At 71.6% G+C, this 19,218-nt stretch carries 12 protein-coding genes and 1 tRNA gene; 6 read left to right on the plus strand and 7 right to left on the minus strand.

Going from position 1 to position 19,218, the window contains the following annotated elements:
- Nucleotides 1–23: 23 nt before the first annotated feature.
- Both WME79_RS01760 and WME79_RS01765 read right to left on the minus strand, forming a co-directional pair.
- Nucleotides 24–3,611 (minus strand): AAA family ATPase, encoded by a 3,588-nt coding sequence (locus WME79_RS01760; RefSeq protein ID WP_437531246.1) that lies wholly within the window; start codon nucleotides 3,609–3,611, stop codon nucleotides 24–26.
- Between the two features lie 72 nt (nucleotides 3,612–3,683).
- The gene (locus tag WME79_RS01765) at nucleotides 3,684–4,802 is read right to left on the minus strand and encodes a cytochrome-c peroxidase (protein ID WP_437531247.1); all 1,119 of its coding nucleotides are present in this window, start codon (nucleotides 4,800–4,802) and stop codon (nucleotides 3,684–3,686) included.
- A 484-nt stretch (nucleotides 4,803–5,286) separates the two neighbouring features.
- Between WME79_RS01765 and WME79_RS01770 the strand changes: the two genes are divergently transcribed.
- On the plus strand, nucleotides 5,287–6,126 hold the full coding sequence (locus WME79_RS01770) for an SDR family NAD(P)-dependent oxidoreductase (protein WP_437531248.1): 840 nt from the start codon (nucleotides 5,287–5,289) through the stop codon (nucleotides 6,124–6,126).
- 159 nt (nucleotides 6,127–6,285) lie between these two features.
- Complete coding sequence (gene rd, locus WME79_RS01775; RefSeq protein WP_437531249.1) at nucleotides 6,286–6,450, plus strand: rubredoxin; 165 nt, start codon at nucleotides 6,286–6,288, stop codon at nucleotides 6,448–6,450.
- A gap of 508 nt (nucleotides 6,451–6,958) precedes the next feature.
- Here rd and WME79_RS01780 read toward each other — a convergent pair.
- Nucleotides 6,959–7,031, minus strand: a tRNA-Ala gene (locus tag WME79_RS01780).
- Nucleotides 7,022–7,459 carry a hypothetical protein gene (locus WME79_RS01785; protein WP_437531250.1) on the minus strand — a complete coding sequence of 146 codons (438 nt, stop codon included), beginning with the start codon at nucleotides 7,457–7,459 and terminating at the stop codon, nucleotides 7,022–7,024. The genes WME79_RS01780 and WME79_RS01785 overlap by 10 nt, the downstream gene beginning before the upstream one ends.
- A 28-nt stretch (nucleotides 7,460–7,487) precedes the next feature.
- Between WME79_RS01785 and WME79_RS01790 the strand changes: the two genes are divergently transcribed.
- Nucleotides 7,488–8,552 carry a hypothetical protein gene (locus WME79_RS01790; protein ID WP_437531251.1) on the plus strand — a complete coding sequence of 355 codons (1,065 nt, stop codon included), beginning with the start codon at nucleotides 7,488–7,490 and terminating at the stop codon, nucleotides 8,550–8,552.
- Nucleotides 8,553–8,698: 146 nt separating this feature from the next.
- Here the strand turns inward: WME79_RS01790 and WME79_RS01795 are convergent, their stop codons facing one another.
- Nucleotides 8,699–10,873 carry a hypothetical protein gene (locus WME79_RS01795; RefSeq protein WP_437531252.1) on the minus strand — a complete coding sequence of 725 codons (2,175 nt, stop codon included), beginning with the start codon at nucleotides 10,871–10,873 and terminating at the stop codon, nucleotides 8,699–8,701.
- 194 nt (nucleotides 10,874–11,067) lie between these two features.
- Here WME79_RS01795 and WME79_RS01800 point away from each other — a divergent pair, with 194 nt between their 5' ends.
- Nucleotides 11,068–11,367 carry a hypothetical protein gene (locus WME79_RS01800; protein ID WP_437531253.1) on the plus strand — a complete coding sequence of 100 codons (300 nt, stop codon included), beginning with the start codon at nucleotides 11,068–11,070 and terminating at the stop codon, nucleotides 11,365–11,367.
- Here WME79_RS01800 and WME79_RS01805 read toward each other — a convergent pair.
- Both WME79_RS01805 and argB read right to left on the minus strand, forming a co-directional pair.
- Entirely contained in the window at nucleotides 11,328–11,795 is a 468-nt protein-coding gene (locus tag WME79_RS01805) for a hypothetical protein (RefSeq protein ID WP_437531254.1), read from the minus strand. The two genes, WME79_RS01800 and WME79_RS01805, sit on opposite strands and share 40 nt — an antisense overlap.
- 79 nt (nucleotides 11,796–11,874) lie before the next feature.
- The gene (gene argB / locus WME79_RS01810; RefSeq protein WP_437531255.1) at nucleotides 11,875–12,729 is read right to left on the minus strand and encodes an acetylglutamate kinase; all 855 of its coding nucleotides are present in this window, start codon (nucleotides 12,727–12,729) and stop codon (nucleotides 11,875–11,877) included.
- Between the two features lie 109 nt (nucleotides 12,730–12,838).
- On the opposite strand from argB, the gene WME79_RS01815 reads away from it, so the two are divergent.
- Nucleotides 12,839–13,999, plus strand: coding sequence for a M20 family metallopeptidase (locus tag WME79_RS01815; protein ID WP_437531256.1), 1,161 nt, complete (start codon nucleotides 12,839–12,841; stop codon nucleotides 13,997–13,999).
- Nucleotides 14,000–14,139: 140 nt separating this feature from the next.
- Nucleotides 14,140–19,200 (plus strand): protein kinase domain-containing protein, encoded by a 5,061-nt coding sequence (locus tag WME79_RS01820; protein ID WP_437531257.1) that lies wholly within the window; start codon nucleotides 14,140–14,142, stop codon nucleotides 19,198–19,200.
- Nucleotides 19,201–19,218 lie beyond the last annotated feature (18 nt).

Raw genomic sequence — 19,218 nt, forward strand, 5'->3', positions numbered from 1 at the left:
CTCAGGGTAGTGGCTCTGCCCGGTCAGGCGTCGTCCAAATCATCCAGCGCCGCGCCGTCCTCGCCTGCGCTGAAGTACTCGCTCCGATCCAGCCCGCTCCCCTCGTCCTCGAACAGGAGCAGGTGCGTCAGCGCGACCTCGTCGAGCCGCCCCCAGTACCAGGCCGGATCCATCGCGATCCGCGCCCTGCGCCCCGCGATCAGCGCCGCGCCCTCGACCTCGTCGAGCTCGCGCGCGGCCGCCCCGCGCCGCCGCGCCGCGGCCGAGCCGGCGGGCGGCGGGGCGAGCGACCTGTGCTCCCACTGGTCCTCGGCGATGTCGGCCGCGTGCGCGACGAAGTGCACGAACACGTGCAGCCGGCCGTCGTCGGACGCCTCGCCCGCGTCCCGCTTGCGCGCGACCACCCGGTGGAGGCCCCGCTCCAGCGAGAGGAACGCCCCGGCGTACGCGCCGGTGCAGCGGAAGAGCACGCTCCGGAACCCGCGCTTCGGCTTGTCGAGCGCGTCCAGCACGTCGCCCGGAGCGCGCGGCGGGCCCCACCGCCGGCTCGCGGGCCACGCGCCGTCGCCGGGCCCGGCCCGCTCGCCGTCGATGTGCAGCGTCGCGCCCCACCCGCGCCGCGGGAGCTCCCTGAGGAGCGGCACGAGCCACCGCTCGAACGCCCCCACGTCGAGCTCCTCCAGGATCAGCGTGATCGCGTCGCGCCGCGACTCGGTCGCGACGAGGGCGCGGGGCAGCACCTTGCGCACGCCCTCCCACGCAGCGCGCGCCTCGCCCGCGAGCCCGCGCACCTCCTCGCCCTCGAGCAGCGCCATCAAGGCGAGCTCCTCGACGCCGTGCATCTCCTCCTGCGCGCGCTCGAGCTGCCCCCAGAGCTCGCTCAGCCGGTGGTGCTCGGCCTGCAGCGCCGCGGCGTCGATCTCCTTCCGCCGATCGCGCGACGGCCCGCTCGCGAGGCTCAGCTGCGTCAGCAGGAAGTCGATCTGCTCCTTGAGCTGCTCGAGCGGCCCGAGGCCCATCCACCGGTCCACCTCGCGCCGGAGCTCGCCGACCTGCTCGACGCCGAACGCCTGCTGCGCGGCCTTCGCCGCGCGCCGCCGCCGCGCCACGAGGCGGAGCGCTGGCGTCTCGGCGTGGGCGACCACGGCGCCGTCGGCGGGCGCCGCCGCATCAGGCTCGCCCGCCTCGGCGACCCACACCGTGAGATCCCGCGCGTCGCCCCCGAGCTTCGCCAGCAGCCGCGCGAGCGGCGCCGCGAGGTGCTCCTCGACGTGGCGGCGCAGCGCCCGCGCCCCGTACGCCGGCGCGTGGCCGTCCTCGGCGAGCCGCGCGAGCGCCCGCTCCGACACCTCGAGCGCGACGCCCGCCTCGGACAGCCCGCGGCGCTGGGCGAGGCGCTGCGCCGTGAGGCGCGCGACCTCGGCGAGCTCCGCGCGGGTCAGCGCCCGGAACGGCACGACGCGATCGATGCGGTTCACGAACTCCTGCCGGAACGCGCCCGCGACGACGCGCTGGTAGTGCGCCTCGTCCAGCGCGGCCTGCTCCTCCGGCCGCTCCGCGCCTCGCTCGCCGGCGAACCCCGCCCGCGCGCGCCGCTCCGCCGCGCCCAGGTTCGACGTCATGATCACGATCGCGTTGTGGAAGTACGCCGTCCTGCCGCGCGCGTCGGACAGGCGCCCCTCGCCGAGCACCTGCAGCAGGAGATCGAACACGGCCCGGTGGGCCTTCTCGATCTCGTCGAGCAGGAGCACGCAGAACGGCTGCTCGCGCACGCGCTGCGTGAGCAGCCCGCCCGCGCCGTCGGTCCCGCGGATCAGGCGATCGGCCGCGCCCTCGCTCGAGAACTCGCTCATGTCGAACCGCGAGAGCCGATCGGGCGAGCCGAAGAGCAGCCCGGCGAGCGCGCGGGCGAGCTCGGTCTTGCCGACGCCCGTCGGCCCCACGAAGAGGAACGCCGCGAGCGGCTTGTCCGGCGGCGAGAGCCCCGCCTTCACCACGGCGATGGTCTCGGCGAGCGCCCGCACCGCGCGCTCCTGCCCGACCACGCTCGCGCCGAGGTCGCGCGCCACGCGGTCGACGCGGAGCGGGAGATCGTCGCGCAGCAGGAACGCCGGCATCCCCGTGCGCATCGAGAACAGCTCGTGGAGATCGCTCCGCCCGAGCGTGACCGGCTCCCCCTGCGCGGTGCGCTCCCGCTCGTGCACGGCGCGCAGGTCCTCGTAGAGGCGGACCGCCTTGCCCGGGAAGGCGCTGTAGGGCAGGTAGCGCTCCGCGAGATCGACGAGCGCCGTCAGCGCGTCGCCCGCGACCGCGGGGCGGTGCGGCTCGACGCGGCCGTCGCGCTCCGCGCGCGCGGCGAGCGCCTTCCGGGTGTCGGCGGCCGAGAGCGGATCGATCCGGATGCGGCTCAGGCCCGCGAAGAACGCCCAGTGCTGCCCCTCGAGCGCGTCGAGCCGGTCGTCCCGGAGCTCGCACAGGACGCGCACCCGCCCCTCGTCGAGGTAGGGCCGCATCGCGCCGGCCAGGTCCACGTGCCCCCCGTCGACGCGCTCGGCCAGGAGGTCGTCGAGGTTCTCGAAGTAGAGCACCGCGTCGAGCGCGGCCGCGGCCTCCATCACGCCGTGGATGCGCTCCTGCCACTGCCCGAGCCCGCTCATGCCCGCGATGAGCTGCGCGCCCGACGTCGCGTAGACGAGCCGCGTCTGGCGGGCGACGTACGCCAGCGCGAGCGCGGTCTTCCCGGCGTGCTCCGGGCCGACGAGCAGCACGCCGAGGCGCTCCTCGCCGTCGAGCAGCGCCGCGAGGCGCGCGAGCTCCGCGTCGCGGCAGGCGAGCGGCGGCGTCGCGAGCGGGCTCCGCTGCGCCGCCACGTGGAGCGGCGTCGCCACCGCGACGAGCGTCTCCACGGCCTTCTTCCGCCGCGCGCGCTCCACGATCGAGGCGCCGCGCGGCCCGTGCCCGCCCGCGCGCTCGGGCTCGGGCAGCGGCGCGTGGAGCACCTCCAGGCGGTGCGCGCTCCCGGGCAGGAGCCCCAGGTGCTCCCATGTCGACAGGACCTGCGACGCGAGCAGCCGGCGCACCTCGTGCCGGATCGCCGCCTCGATCGGCTCGGCCGCCTCCACGTAGAACGCGTGCCCGAGGCCCGGCACGAGCACCCACGCGTCGCCATCGCCGCGCTCCGCCGCCGGCGTCTCCGTCGGCCCGCGCGCGCCCAGCTCGCCGGCCGGCACGATGACGCAGGGGAAGCTCACCGGCACCTCGTTCCGCAGCTTGCGCGGCAGGTCGTCGCGCGGGACGGGGACGTTCACGGAGAGGAGCCCTGTCCCTTGCGGAAACGAGAGCCGGGAGACCGCCTCGGGCCGGGCGCGTGCGGCGTGCTCGCGCAGGAAGAGCTGCTGCTCGATGAGGACGTCCTCGTCGCGGCCGAAGCTCGCGACGTCCGGCGCCGCCACGGGGAAGGCGAGGCACGCGCCGTCGAAGCGCTCGCGCACGAAGACGAGCGCCCTCGCGGTGCGCCCCTCGCTCGCGTCGCGAGCCCCTTCCGCGGACGCGCCCGCTCCGTCCTCTGGAGCGGGCGCGGATCGTCCGTCGTCGCTGGAGCTCGTGCTCATCCGAGAGGGCGGAGCAGAGCCGATCCGCCCTCCCGGCGCAACCGAGTGAACGGCGTGATCAGCGTGATCAGCTCACGTCGGGTCGGCCTTGGGCGTGGTCGGCCCGCTCTTGGGCAGCTCGGGCTGCTTGATGTAGTCGGTCGGGAGGTCGCCGGTGAGCGACTTGAGGAAGGCGACGATCGCCTTCACCTCTTCGGGCTTGGCTTCCACGCCGAGCTGGTGCCACGCCATCTTGGTCACGGTCTCGTCGAGCGTCGCGATCGAGCCGTCGTGGAAGTACGGGAAGGTCTTCTCGACGTTCCTGAGGCTCGGGACGCGGAAGAAGAACTTGTCCTTCTCGTCCTTCGTGGCGTCGAAGCGCCCGTTGTCCTTGAGGCCGGGGTACTCCTTCACGAGGCCGAGCTTCTGGAACGTCGAGCCGCCGACGGCGACGCCCGTGTGGCAGGTCGGGCACCCGAGCGAGATGAACTTGTGGAACCCGGCCTTCTCCTCGGCGGTAAGGGCCTTGTCGTCGCCGCCCAGGAACTTGTCGAAGCGCGACGGCGTGACCAGGCCGCGCTCGAACGCGCCGATCGCCTTGGCCATGTTGTCGTACGTGATCGGCTCCTTGTCGTCGGGGAAGGCCGCCTTGAAGAGCTTCACGTAGTCGGGGATCGACTTGAGCGTCGTGATGACCCGCTTCTCGTCGGGCATGGCCATCTCGACGGGGTTCAGGATAGGCCCTTTGGCCTGGTCCTCGAGCGTGGCCGCGCGGCCGTCCCAGAACTGGGCGATGTGGGGGCCCGCGTTGTACGCAGAGGGCGAGTTACGGCCGCCGAGCTGGCCCTTGTGCCCGGAGGAGAACTGCTTGTTGTCGACGCCGTAGGTCGAGAGGCCATGACACGAGTTGCAGGAGATCTCTTGGTTCTTCGAGAGGCGCGTCTCGTACCACAGCATCCTTCCCAGGGTCACCTTGTCATCGGTGATCGTGTTCTTGTCCGTCTCGAATTTGGCGGGCAGGACCTTGAAGGACTTGACGTCCTTAGGATCGAAGACGAGCGGCTTCACGTCGCTCGTCGCCGCGGCGGTCGCGGCGGGCTTCGCCGTGTTCGAGGCCGGGGCGGCCTTGTGCTCGTACTCCGCGGATCGTTCGCAGGCGCCCAGCCCGGCGGCGATGAAGAGCACACTGATGAGAGATGAGGGCCAACGCATGAGGTCTCCTGGCTCGTGAGGACGCCGTCCACGGTATGAGAGAGCCGCCGTGGACGTCAACGCGCGCCGCGGCCGCGCCGTCGCCGCGCTCGCCGGCCAAGGCGCGGAGCTGGCGGCGGTCGCGGGGGGGCACCCCCGGGTGATGCGTGTTACCGGTCGGTTGCGACTCGCGGTCTCGAAGGTAGCGCAATGGGTGTCGAGGTGCCTCCTGCGCGCCTATCTCCTCCGAGGTGCGCTTCTCCGCTTCGCCCGATTCTCCGAGGTGCTGCCCAGCGCGCTCGCGCGGTCTGCGGCATGCAGCGGCGGGCTGCGGAAGAGCGGAAGCGCCAGATGGCGGAAGCGTAGAAGCGCGGAAACGCCGGAGGGCGGAAGCGCGGGAGGGCGGAAGCGCGGGAGCGTGGAAGCGCGGGAGCGTGGACGACGCGAGGCCGGCCGGCGAGGGGCCCCTTGCGCGCCCGGGGGGCGCCGGGCAACCCTTTCGGCCGTGCAATCGCCGATCGACAGCGGGGTCGTGCTCATCACCGGCGCGTCGTCGGGCATCGGCCGCGCGCTGGCCCACGAGATCGCCCAGCGCGCCCGGGCGCTCGTGCTGGTCGCGCGCCGCAAGGATCGCCTGGAGGCGCTGCGCGCCGAGCTCGCCGCGGCGCGCCCGGCGCTCGCCGTGCTCGTCTTCGGCTGCGATGTCACCGATCGGGCGGCGGTCGACGCGATGCTGCTCGCCGTCGCGGCCGAGGTCGGGCAGGTCGACGTCCTCGTCAACAACGCCGGCTTCGGCGACATCGGCGCGTTCGATCTCTCCGCGTGGTCGCGCACCGAGCAGATGATCGCGCTGAATGTGACGAGCCTCGCGTACCTCACGCACCAGCTCGTCGGCCCGATGGTGTCGCGCGGGCGCGGCGCGATCGCGAACGTGAGCTCCGGCTTCGGGCTGACGTTCGGTCCCGGGATGGCCGCGTACGTCGGCACGAAGCACTTCGTCACGAGCTTTACCGAAGCGCTCCGCCTCGACCTCGCCGGCACCGGCGTGCGGGTGACGCAGGTCTGTCCGGGGCCTGTGCGGACCGAGTTCAACGAGGTGGCCGGCAACTTCACGGGCCTCGAGCCTCCCGCGCTCCTGTCGATCTCCCCGGAGCGCTGCGCGCGCACGCTCGTCCGCGCGGTGGACAGCGACCGCGCGCTCGTGGTCCCCGGGGTGGTGGCGTGGCTCGTCATCCATCTCGGCGTCATCTGCCCGCGGTGGCTGCTCCGGCTCGCCTACTGGCCGATCGCGCGCGTGCTGCGGAAGAAGCAGCTCGCGGTGCGCGGCGCTCCGGCGCCGCCGTGAGGCGCGCGTCGTGGCGGCCACGGTCGCCGGGGCGGCGCGCCGAGGCGCAGGATCTGGGCGCCTCGGCGAGAGCTGCGGACCAGAAGGTTCATCTGCGGCCATGTCCGCCCTCGTGGTAGCGTCAGGCGCCGCTCGTCGAGCCCCTGAGGAGGACCACGGATGAAGAAATATCGGTGTCTGGTCTGCGGATTCATCTATGACCCAGCGGTCGGTGACCCCGACACCGGCGTCGCGCCGGGGACCTCGTTCGAGGATCTGCCTGACACCTGGATGTGCCCGGAGTGCGGCGCGACCAAGGCCGATTTCGAGCCTATCGACGAGTGAGCGAGCTGCTCCTCTGCGCCGTCTCGGCGAGCCTTGCGCCGCGGATAGCGCAGAGGCGCGGCAGCGTGAGCACATCGGCTGCGCGGTCTCCGCGCGCCGATGTGCTCCTCGCATCGCGCCGTCCCGGTGGACGCTCCGCCCCATCCACCGCGGATCGGCCTGACGCACGCGGCGGGATGAGCGCCAGCAGCCGCCGCGCGGACGCTCAGCGCAGCGAGGCAGAGGGCGACGTCGAGGCGCGCCGCGGCGGGCGTTCAGCGCAGCAAGGCAGAGGGCGACGCCGGGGAACGCCGCAGCGGGCGCTCAGCGCAGCGCGCTGCCCCCATGCTGACGGGAGCACCTCATCGCGGTCATCTCGCGCCCGATCCGGGCGCTGGCCACACGCCTGCATGAGCTCACGCGCTCTCCGCGGACCGCTTCTCATGCGGTCGCACGCTTGAGAGAGCGTGGCGATGGCGTGGAGGATGAAGAAGAACGGCTAAGAAAGTGAATGAAACTGCTTCGAGGGTGGACCTGACAGGGATCGAACCTGCGACCTCTAGAGTGCGATTCTAGCGCTCTCCCAACTGAGCTACAGGCCCTCGCTTTCGAGAGCGCGGACTCTACTCGCCGGGGCGCCGCTGTCAAGCATAGATCGCGGTTTTCTCTCCACCGCCCGTCCGTTGTTCGGGGCCCAACCGGCGGCGCGCACGGGCGGCGTGGAGAGCCCGCGACGGGCAACCCGCCGCCTCGGGCCGCCGTGGTTGCCGAGCTTGCCTGCATCCTGAGCCGCGCTGTCGCATTCGTGGAAGACGAGATCGCCCGGGTCGTTCACGGAGCGATCGGTCGCCTGCTCGGCGCTCGCGGCGATCGCCTCCTCCACGCCGCCCGTGCGCGCCAGCGGCGAGGCGTCGACGGAGGCGGTCTCCAGCGAGGCCGGGACCTGGGGCAGGCCGAGCGTGCTCTCCTCGGCCGGCGTCGATCTCGGTTGGTTTTGATGAGCCGTGGCCGACACCCCTGCGGTCTTCACTCGAGGAGCTCGCCTTGGAGGTGATCGAATGAAGCGATGGATGACGGCCCTCGCGGCGGCGGTGGTGATCGTGAACGGCGGGTGCGTCCAGAGGGTGCTCACCCCGGCGGAGGAGGAGCCGGAGGAGGGGCCGCCCTCGCGCAGCGCCATCGCCGTGCGGTTCGGTGACCTGTTGTCAGACCCGTTCAACAGGGAGGTGTTGATGAACGGGATGCAGTTCCAGCACCTGCCGCACCCCGACTCCCTCGCGCTCTTCTTCAGTGATTCCGTGCAGGAGTGCAGCCAGCCGCTGATCGGGCAGGGGCCGGACGGGCTGGTCCTCCCTCCGGCCCCTTACGCGTTCTGGCAGATTGCCTTCTTCATCCCGCCGGAGCTCAATCGGCCCGGGCTCATCGACCTCAGGGACCTTCGCGTCACGTCGTACGGAATCGTCTGGGATACCTCGCGCGGCGGCGCGACCTTCGTCGGCGGCGGGACGTGGGGCGCCCTGGGAGGGGATGTCGAGAAGACGCTCGAGATCGTGAGCAGCGACGCGAGCTCCGTCTCGATGAAGCTCGATTGGGGGACCCCGCCGTGGCGGATCGAGATCAATGGCCAACCGTACAAGCCTGATCTGGACCTCGGCGGCGACTACACGGCCACCTATTGCGGCGATCCGCCGCCGCAGATCCCGCCCTCACCGGGGCGCGCGATCCCTGGCGCCGCGCTGGCCGCGCCTCCGGGCGGGCCGATCCCGGATCCCGACGTGCTCCATCTGTTCCTCGGGAGCGGGGCCGAGAGCTGCGCGGATCCCTGGTCGTCCATCGCGTGCACCGGCACCACGCGCGTGACGTTGAGCCTCCCGCCGGCCTACCAGAAGCCCGGGATCCTCGACCTCACGGATCCGGCCATCGCTGCGTCCTTCACCCACTCGTGGAGCAGCGCGGACTGCACGGCGGATGAGCTCGTCACCGGCGTGTTCGACGGCGGCACGATCGAGATCCTGAGCATCGACGCGAGCGGGGTCTCGTGCAGGGTGTACGGGTCCCATAACGAGCTCACCAACGGAGCCTTCGATGCCGACGGGCTCTACACCGCGTCGAGCTGCCCCTGAGCGGCATCCCCGCGCTCGGCGCCGCACCTTCACGGCGAGGAAAGAAGTAGGGCAACTCCTTCTCGGGGCGCAACGGCGCGAAGGACGTCTCCTCCCCGGGCGCCTGCCGTGGGCGCGGCGCCAGGGAAGAGCTTGGGCAGGAAGTGCTAGTTGGCAGGGCTCGGCGGCTCCGCGGGCGCGCCGGGCGCCGGCGGAGGCTCGGCCTGCGCGCGCGCCTGGGCCTTCGGGTTCTGGAAGATGAAGAGCTTCTCGCGCTCCTCCCCGTAGCTCTCCGTGCTGCCCCACTTCGGGTTCCAGTCCTTCACCCAGTACACCTCCCCGGAGACGATCGCGTCCTCGGGCCGGCCCGTGCGCTCCGGGTAGCGGTAGATGTACTCCTTCATCGCGTCCCGGTACGAGGTGTTCGCCGGCAGCTTGATGCGGGCGAAGTAGTCGCACCAGATCTGGGTGTACGCGAAGCTCTTCACGTGCAGGAGGTCGAAGTTCGGCGGCTCGCCGGTGAAGGGGTTGATGTGGCGGCCGTCGACGGTGACCGCGTCGACGACGACCGTCCCGTCGTCCATCACGGGGTTCGGTGAGAACATGAACCAGCCCTGGAGGAACCGGAGCTTCTGCGAGAGGACACGCGTCGGCTCGGGGTGAGGCACCTTCCAGCGGTTCTTGATGACCCAGAGCTCGACCGCCGCCTGGTTGACCGCGCCGACGAACATCACGAGCACGGCGAGCTCGCGCAACGTCGCGAGCGCCTTCCGGCCGGCCAGCCGGAGCGGCGCCGGCGGGGGCGCGATCTCCGAGCGCTCCGGGATCCGCGCGCCGAGCGCCCGGCCCAGGCTGCGGCGGTGCGCCGCCGCCATCGCCGCGGTCGCCGCGTCGCGCACGAGCGGCAGGCGGAGCGCCCACGCCACGGCGGGGCCGAGCGGGATCGCCGCGACGATGTCGGCGAGCGCCGCGGCCCCCTCGGCCGCCTCGCCGCCCGGACGCCGCACCGAGAGCCCGTAGGGCGCGGAGCTCGACGCCTCGAAGGTGAGCAGCCCGAACCGGTCCATCCGCTTCAGCACGCGGCAGGCGAGCACGGCGCCCGGCGAGCGCGGGTCGAACAGCGCCACGCGGGCCCGGTGCATGCGCCGCATCGTGCGCGCGGCGATCTCCCAGTCCTCGCGGCCGATGAGGAGCGTGGAGAACACGCAGAGCGCCCACGCGAACGGGCCCAGCACGAACGTCATGCCGAACCCGACGTGGAGCAGGTTCATCATCACGAGCGTGAGCCGCCGCGCCCACACCCGGCCGATCGGCGACAGCAGGCACACCGGGATGGCCGCCTCGAACGAGATGACCATCTTCGTCATGAACAGGATGAGGAAGTTCGGCGCGTAGTCGCGGATGTCCGCCACGATCGGCGTCACCATCCGGTCGACGTAGAGCACGAAGTGGACCGCGGTCCCGTTCTTCCAGGCGGGGCCGGTCTTGTGCACGACGTTGAAGAAGTAGATCGCCGAGAGCTGGATCAGCAGGACGGGCCCGAGGACGGTCACATAGGCGTCCGGCTTCCGGGGGTCGTCGAGCGTGGAGCGGTCGTTCAGATCGTCCGCGGTCCGCTCGCGGCTCCGCTTCAGCGACGCGAGGAGCGCGTCGACGGAGAAGCGATCGCCCAGCGGCAGGAAGCACGTCCAGAGCAGCAGCAGGTTGTGGACGACGTAGCCGCCGTTCTCGATGAGCAGGACGCGCCCGTTCATGCTCGTGACGAACACGAGCGAGAGCACCTGCATGAGCTTCGTCTTCCAGCCGATGAGCAGGCAGACGTAGGTGACGAAGATCACGGCCCAGAGGACCCAGAGCTCGCCCGGCGTGGAGAAGGCGTTGACGAGCGAGAAGTTCCCGCCGCCCTGCGGGCGCCAGAGGTTCACGTGGTTCGGCAGGACGCCGATGTCCGCGAACATGTCGGACCACGCCCAGCTGCGGCGGAACAGGTCACCGATCAGGAAGAAGCCGAGCAGGATGCGCGTGAAGCCGAGCGTCCGCCGGTCGAACGTGAAGAAGCTGTCCCGGAGGATGTCCCACATCGAGGGCCCGCGCGGCCGGGGAGGCGGCTCCGGCTCCGCGTCGCCTTCCTCGTCGTCCTCGCCCTCCGCGGCGCCATCGTCCTCAGCGGCCCCGTCGCGCTGCGCCTCGCGCGCTGCGCCGTCGTCGGCGCGCGCGCCCTCGCTCGCGCCGGAGCCTCTCGCGGCGGCGGCCTCCGGGCCTGCTTCGCGGCTCTCGCCGGGGTCCTCGTTCCGGAGCGCGCCCTCGGGCCCACCCTCGTCGCGATCGTCTTTTGCGTTCATAAGGCGTCGAGATCGATGCTGCGCGAGCGGAGCGCTCGCCGTTCCCATCCCCTACCTACCGCAACCGCGCGGGCGCCGCACGAGGCGACCAGGGGCGCGACGGGCGAGCGCGCCGGGTCACGCCCTGTGGGCAGGATCGCGACCGCACGGCGCGCTTGATGCGCGCGGCGCGGGACGGTAACGAGGAGGGCGACGTGCGCGCCATATCCAACGCGCCCAACGCGCCCGAAGCACCTGACGCGCCCGACGCGCCCGACGCGCCCGACGCTGAAGAGCGCCTCGCCCTCGCGAGCTGCGCCTTCGTGTCCGGCTGCATCCTGCTCGCGCCGCGCGAGTGGATCTCGGCGGGGCTCGCGCTTGCGCTCGCTGCGGCGCTCTTCGGGTGGCACCTCCGGCGGCGCGCCGGGGCCCCGAAGGGAGGGCCGGCGGCGCTCGCGCAGGGCGCCCGCGGCGCTCAGGGCGCGCCGGGTGAAGAGCCGCGGGCGCCTGCCTGAACCCGCAGCGGAGGGCGGCCGAAGCGGGCGCGCACGCGGTCGGCGACGGCGCGCACCTGCGGCGCCCCGAGGAGCCGCCGCTCCAGGCGCCGCTTGCCGGGGATGTCGAGGAGCATCACGCCGATCAGGATCACCAGCGCGCCCGGACCAGGGATGCCGGGCAGCGACAGCACGATCCCGAGCGCGACGGCCATCACGCCGAGCAGGTTCTTTCCGATGCGCGCCATCACGCGCACCCAGGCCGGGCGTCCTTCCAGGAAGGGCGCCTGGTCCTCCCTCTCCAGGTAGTCCTCAGGCAGCCGGACGAGCACGACAGCGACGAGCGCCATGCCCGCGATGAAGCTGGCGAGGCACACGCCCACGCCGATGGCGAACTGCTCGCGGTGCGCCTCGACGAACGCGAGCGCTGCTCCGGTGGCATCCGTCATCGATGAGGCGGGCAACATACGGCGGTGAGGCGGGGAGCATACGGCGCGCGGCCGGCTCGGGCGAGTCGGGCCGGGCAGCTCAGGGGATGAGCACGGTGCCGATCGAGCCCGGCTCGCTCGCCTCGCGCGCGAGATCGCCCGGCTTGAGCCGCCCCAGGATGTGGATGCGGCGGACCCCTTCGGCGAGCGCGGCGAACGACTCCTCGAGCTTCGGGATCATCCCGCGCGTGACGGCGCCGCTCGCGATGAGGGCGCGCCCTTCGGCGACCGTGAGGCTCGGGATGCGCGAGGCGGGATCGGAGACGTCGCGCAGCACGCCCGGCACGTCGCTCACGAGGAAGAGCCCCGCCGCGCCGAGCTCGATGGCGACCCGGTTGGCGACCGTGTCGGCGTTGATGTTGTACGCCTGCCCGTCCGCGCCGGCCCCGAGGCAGGCGAGGACGGGCAAGTAACCGCCGCTCCCGAGCAGCTCGAGCAGCCCGCGATCGACGCCCGTGATGTCGCCGACGAGGCCGAGGTCCACCGGCTCGGGCCCGGCGCTGGCGTAGACCTGCGGCGGCCGCTTGACCGCCGAGAGGGCGGGCCCGCTCGCGCCGTGGAGCCCCACCGGCCTCGCGCCCGCGGCGACGAGCGCGGCGCACAGGTCGACGTTGAGCTTGCCGGCGACGACCATCTTCATGACGTCGAGCGTGTCCGCGTCGGTGACGCGCTGGCCGGCGACCTGCCGGACGGGGATGCCGAGGCGCTCCTGCAGCCGGGTGGCCTGCGCGCCGCCGCCGTGGACGACGATCGCGCGCGTGCCCGCGCGGGTGAGCGCCGCGAGGTCGCTGGAGAGGATGGCGAGGGCAGGGCCGCCCACGACCTCACCGCCGAGCTTGATGACGAGCGGGCCTGTCGCCGTGGTCACGGGCGCCTCCGCGCTGCTCTGGGACATTTCATGAGGGGCACACGTATCACTTCTCCAACGGCCAGGGCAGAGGTCGCCGGCGCCCTCGCGCGGGGCGGCGCTCGGCCCTCTGCGGCTTTCGTGGCATGCTGGCGCGGTGATCCAGGCCCTCCGACAGGCGCTGTCCAGCCGCGCGGAGCCGATGCTCGCGCTCCTCGAGCGGCTGGTGAACCTCAACTCGTTCACGGACAATCCACGCGGCGGTGACGCCGTGGGCGAGGTCCTTGCCAACGAGCTCTCGACGATCCCCGGCCTGTGCGTGCGGCGGTTCGCGAGCGCCCGCTACGCGGCGCACTGGGTGGTGGAGAGCGAGGCGGCCAAGGCGTCGCCGGCGGGGCACGTCGCCCTCATCGGGCACCTCGACACGGTGTTCCCCCCCGGGGTCTTCGAGGGCTTCCGCCTGGACGGCGAGCTCGCGCGCGGGCCCGGCGTGCTCGACATGAAGGGCGGGCTCGTGGTGGCGATCGAGGCGCTCAGGGCGCTCGAGCAGATCGGCGCGCTCCCGGCGATCCCGGTGCGGTTCGCGATCGTGGCGGACGAGGAGGTCGGGTCGCCCGAGGGGCGCCCGCTGCTGCAGCGCGAGCTCGCGGGCGCGGCGTGCGCGCTCGTGTTCGAGGCGGGGCGCGAGGGCGACCGGATCATCACCGCGCGCAAGGGCACGGGGGGCGCGACGGTGAGGGCCACGGGCAAGGCGGCGCACGCCGGCAACGCGCACCGGCAGGGCGCGAACGCCATCTGGGCGCTCGCGCGCTTCATCGACCGGGCGCAGCAGCTCACCGACTACGGGCGGGGCGTGACCGTCAACGTCGGCAAGGTGAGCGGAGGGCAGGGCAGGAACACGGTGCCCGACGCGGCGGAGGCGCAGGTCGACGTCCGCTTCGTGAGCCGCGCGGACGGCGAGGCGATCCTGGCGGCGCTCGCCGCGGCGGCGCGCGAGGCGGCCGCCGAGGTGCCCGGCACCGCCGTGCAGGTCGACGGCGAGATCGCGCGCTCGCCGCTCGCCCGGACCGACGCGAGCGCGGCGCTCTACCGTGAGTACGCGGCCTGCGCGCGGGCGGCGGGGCTCGGCGACGCCGAGGCGCCCCTCCTCGGCGGCGGATCCGACGCCAGCTCGACGGCCGAGATCGGGATCCCGTCCATCGACGGGCTGGGGCCGCGGGGGAGCGGCTTCCACACAAAGGACGAGCTCGTCGAGGTGGGCACGCTGGTCCCCAAGGCGGAGGCGCTGGCGGCGTTCCTGCTGGGCCGCCGCGCCTGACAGACGGCGCGCGCGACTCCGACGCTCGCCTGCCGCAGGCTGCTACGTGCGACCCCAGTTGATCACCTGGGCGGCTGCCTCGTGCTGTCCCTGTCAGGGATCCCCTTGCTGTGATGACCCGAACCCGCGAGAATGTATTTATGGCAAGTGGGGCTGCTTACACATTGACGGGCGTCATCCACGAATCCTCGGCGACGACGGTCTACCGGGGAATTCGAGAGAGCGACCGCTCCCCGGTGGCGATCAAGCGGCTCAAGAGCGAGCGCCCGCTGCCGGTCGAGATCGCGAAGCTCAAGTACGAATACGCCATCGCCCGAGACCTCGCGCTGCCTGGCGTCGTGAGGGTCTATGGGATCGAGAAGGTGGGGAGCAGCCTGGCGCTCGTCATGGAGGACGCGGGCGAGCGCCCGCTCAACGAGATCATCGGCGCGAGCAAGCTGAAGCTGAAGGACGCGCTCCGTATCGCGATCTCGATCGCGGACGCCCTGGAGTCGATCCATCGACGAGGCGTCACCCACATGGATGTCAAGCCGCACAACATCCTTGTCGACGCGGAGACGCTGCAGGCAAAGCTGACGGATTTCGGCAGCGCGACGCGCCTATCGCAGGAAGCCCACAAAGCGACCCGCTTCGCGTCCTTCGAGGGGACCCTGGCCTACATGTCGCCAGAGCAGAGCGGGCGGCTGAACGTCGTCATCGATCGCCGCACGGACCTCTACTCCCTGGGCGTCACCCTGTACGAGATGGTGACGGGCGTCCTCCCCTTCCGGACGACGGACCTCATGGACCTCGTGCACAGCCATATCGCGCGGACCCCGCCGGCGCCGCAGACCGTGTCGCCCGCGGTGCCGAGCGCCGTCTCCGACATCGTGATGAAGCTCCTCGCCAAGAGCCCCGACGACAGGTATCAGAGCGCCCACGGGCTCAAGGTCGACCTGGAAGAGTGCTCGTCGCAGCTCTCCTCGAAGGGGAAGATCGAGCCGTTCCCCGCCGGCCGATACGACTACGTCGATGAGCTGCGGACGCCTCAGAAGCTCTACGGCCGGGAGACCGAGGTCGCGCTCCTCTCCGACGCCTGGGGCCGCACGAGGCAGGGCGGGAGCGAGTCTGTCCTGGTCTCCGGCTACTCCGGGATCGGCAAGTCGGTCCTCGTGAACGAGCTCCAGAAGAACGTCGTTCGCGAGAGAGGGTATTTCGCGACCGGCAAGTTCGACCAGCTCAACCGGACCACGCCGTACGCGGCCGTCGCGCACGTCTACCAGGAGCTCATCCGCAACATCATGGCGGAGCCTGCCGAGGCGCTGGCGGAGTGGAAGAGCAGGCTCTCGGCGGCGGTCGGCTCGAACGGGCAGCTCCTCATCGACCTGATACCGGAGCTCGAGCTCCTCATCGGCCCTCAGCCGGCCGTCCAGGCGCTCGGCCCCACCGAGTCGCAGGCGCGGTTCCAGCTGACGCTCCACGACTTCTGCCGCGCCTTCCCCTCCCAGGAGCGCCCCCTGGTCCTCTTCTTCGATGACCTGCAGTGGGCGGACGCGGCGTCGCTCAAGTTCCTTCAGACCATCGCGGCCGAAGCGCGGATCGCCTACATGCTCCTGATCGGCGCGTACCGCGACAACGAGGTCGACGCGAGCCACCTGTTCTCCGTGGTCCTCGGGGAGCTCCGCAAGAAGGCGGCGGGGGTGAGCGAGCTGACGCTCAAGCCGCTCGTCTTCTCCGACGTGAACCAGCTCGTCGCCGACACGTTGAGCTGCGATCCTCACCGCGCGGAGCCCCTCGCCAGGCTCATCTTCGACAAGACCCGGGGCAACCCGTTCTTCATGAGCCAGCTCATGAAGAGCCTGCACGCCGAGAAGCTCCTCTCGTTCGATCCCGGCGGCTTCTCGTGGACATGGGACATCGATCGCATCCGCGAGGCGAAGGCCTCGGAGAACGTGATCGAGCTCATGGTGGGCAAGATGCGCCGGCTGCCCGAGCGCGCCCAGCGTATCCTCTCCCTCGCGGCGTGCGTCGGCCACCAGTTCGATCTGACGACGCTGGCGATCGTGACGAGGCGGTCGCGCCTGGAGGCGGCCCGCGAGCTCTGGGGCGTGCTCCGCGAGGGCTTCATCCTCCCCGTGGACGCGGAGTCCAGGTTCTTCGATATCGCCATGGATGGTGAGCTCGCCGTCGCCGAGGACGGCTCCGACGAGGAGCTCAACGTCTCTTACAGGTTCTTGCACGATCGCGTGCAGCAGGCCGCCTACGCGCTCATGGACGACGCGGACAAGCAGGCGGCGCACCTCCAGATCGGGCGGCTGATGCTGGAGGACAGCAAGCGAGATCAGTCCGAGGCCGAGCTGTTCGACATCGTGGGCCACATGAACAGGGGCGTCGCCCTGATCACGGACGAGCGCGAGAAGCGGGCGCTCTCGCGGCTGAACCTCGACGCCGGCAAGCGGGCGAAGATGGGGGCGGCCTATGACGCCGCGGTCCATTACCTCGAGATCGGGACATCGCTGCTCGCTCCGGAGAGCTGGAACAGCGAGTACGAGCTCGCGTTCGGGCTCCACGCCGAGCTCGCGGAGTGCAGGTGCCTGAGCGGCGGCTTCGAGGCGGCCGAGCCGCTGTTCGACGTCCTCTCGACCCAGGCGAAGAGCACGCTGGATCGCGCCAACGTCTGCGTGCTGCGCATGACCTTCTACCTGATGCTCGGCCAGATCAACCGGGTGATCGACCAGGCGCTGGAGGCGCTCGGGCTCCTCGGGGTCGAGCTCCCGCGGGCCGCCGAGGAGCGCGATGCGATGCTGCGCGAGGAGCTCGCCGCCATGCGGGCGAGCCTCGAGAGGCGCGAGATAGCGAGTCTCATCGACCTGCCGCAGGCCTCCGGCGCCGAGACGCAGATGATCCTGGGCCTCCTGGGCGAGCTGGCGACGCCGGCGAACGCCGTGGACCCCACCCTCGGCCTGCTCGCGGTGGTCAAGCAGATCAACCTGTCGATAAAGCACGGCAACTCGGCCATGTCGGCCCTCGGGTACGTCTCGTTCGGCAGCATGCTAGGGAACGATCTGCCCCTGTTCCGGGACAACCCTCAGCGATACGAGGAAGGGTACGAGTTCGCGAAGCTCGGGATCGCGCTCAACGAGAAGTTCAACAACGTTCGCCTCACCTGCAAGCTGCTGATCTACTTCGCGGCGATACTCCATCTGTTCGAGCATCTCACGGAGACGATCGACTGTTTCGGGCGTTCCCGCCAGGCCGGGCTGGCGAGCGGCGACCTGGTCTATGCGTCGTATTGCTGCATGCACATCGCGGCGGCGAAGCTGAACCTCGGTGACGATCTGGACGCGCTCGCGGCCGAGATCGAGCAGAACCTCGCGCTCGTGCGGCGGATCGGCGACCTGACCACGATCCACGCCCTGGTCTGCGCGAAGCAGGTGGTCGCGAACCTCACGGGTCGAACCGAAGGGGGGCACTCCCTGAGCGGCGGCTCGTTCAACGAGGCCGAGTTCACGAGGTCGATCGAGGGGCCGGAGCTCGGCTACGTGGCCAGCTGGTACAGCGCCTTCAAGCTTCAGCTGAGCTACCTCCACGGGGACTACGCGTCCGCGCGCTCCTTCCTGGCCACGGCCGAGCGGCAGGCCGTGGGGTGGACGACCCACGCCTGGGCGACGGAGATCGTGTTCTTCGGCTGCTTGACGCTCGCGGCGTCGTGCGACACGGCGCCGGCGGACGAGCGCGCGCAGCACATGGAGGCGCTCGCGAGGCTCGAGGCGAAGCTGAACCACTGGGCGGAGCTGAGCCCGTCCAACTACGCCCACAAGAGCACCCTCGTGGCCGGCGAGGTGGCGCGCCTCTCGGGGAGGACGCGGGACGCGATGATGCTCTACGAGAAGGCGATCGAAGGGGCGAGGGCGAGCCGGTTCGTGCGCGACGAGGCGATCGCGAACGAGATCGCGGCGAAGGTGTACGAGGCCGATGGGCTGCTCCGGTCCGCTCGGGCCTTCATGACGGACGCGTACCACGCGTACCTCTTGTGGGGGGCGACATCCAAGGTGGAGAGCCTGGCGCGGGTCGCTCCCCACCTCGTGCCTGCTGACGGAGGGCTCATCGGGCCGCGCAGCGTGGTCTCCTCATCGCGCTCCGGCAGGGCGCAGACCACGTCGACGACGCGGCTCAGCACCAGCATCCTCGACGTGGAAGCGGTCATCCAGGCTGCGCAGGCGCTCGCGGGCGAGGTCGTCCTCGGGAGCGTCGTGAGCCGGCTGATGGAGATCGTCATCAAGAACTCCGGCGCGCAGAAGGGCGCCCTCATCCTCGCTCGCGAACAGCATCTGCTCGTCGAGGCGGTCGTCACGGCGGAGCCGAGCTCGCTCCGGGCAGGCCTGGCCGCCCCGCTCGAGGGGAGCGCCGACGTGCCGGTCTCCATCGTGCAGTACGTCGCGAGGACGAAGGAGCCCGTGATCCTGGCGGACGCGACCCAGGAGGCCCGGTTTGCGGGCGACCCGTACATCGCCGCGTGCGCCCCGAGGTCGATCCTGTGTCTGCCCATGGTCCACCAGGGCCGCACCAAGGGGATCATCTACCTGGAGAACCGGCTCGCCCCGAGCACCTTCAAGCCGGCGCGGCAGGAGCTCGTCAGGCTCCTTCTGACCCAGGCCGGGACGGCCGTGGAGAACGCGCTGCTCTACGAGCACCTGGAGCACCGCACGGCGGCGCTCCAGGAGGCCGAGCAGCGGCTCGGGGTCGAGTTCGCCGGGCGAGAGCGGAGCGAGCGGGAGCGCCTGTCGTTGCAGGAAGAGATCATCCGGGTGCAGAACGACCGGCTCGCGGAGCTGTCCACCCCCATCATCCCGATCACCGACCGGATCATGGTCATGCCGCTGATCGGGATGATGGACCGCGCGCGGGCCCAGCAGGCGCTCAGCACCGCCCTGCACGGGGTCGAATCGAACGGCGCCGAGGTCGTGATCATCGACATCACCGGCGTGAAGCTCGTCGACAGCGACGTCGCGAGCACGCTGATGGCCACGGCGAAGGCCCTCCGGATGCTCGGGGCGCAGGCGGTGCTCACCGGCATCCGCCCCGAGGTCGCGACGACCCTCACGGGCCTGGAGATCGAGTTCAGAGAGATCGTGACGCGGGGGACGCTTCAGAGCGGCATCGCGTACGCGCTGCAGAGGACGGGGAGGCCCGACGGCCTCGTGAAGAGCGCCGCGCGTTGAGCGCGGCGCTGGCTCGGC

This window comes from Sorangium sp. So ce726, assembly GCF_051521405.1.
In the GTDB taxonomy this organism is placed as follows: domain Bacteria; phylum Myxococcota_A; class Polyangia; order Polyangiales; family Polyangiaceae; genus Sorangium.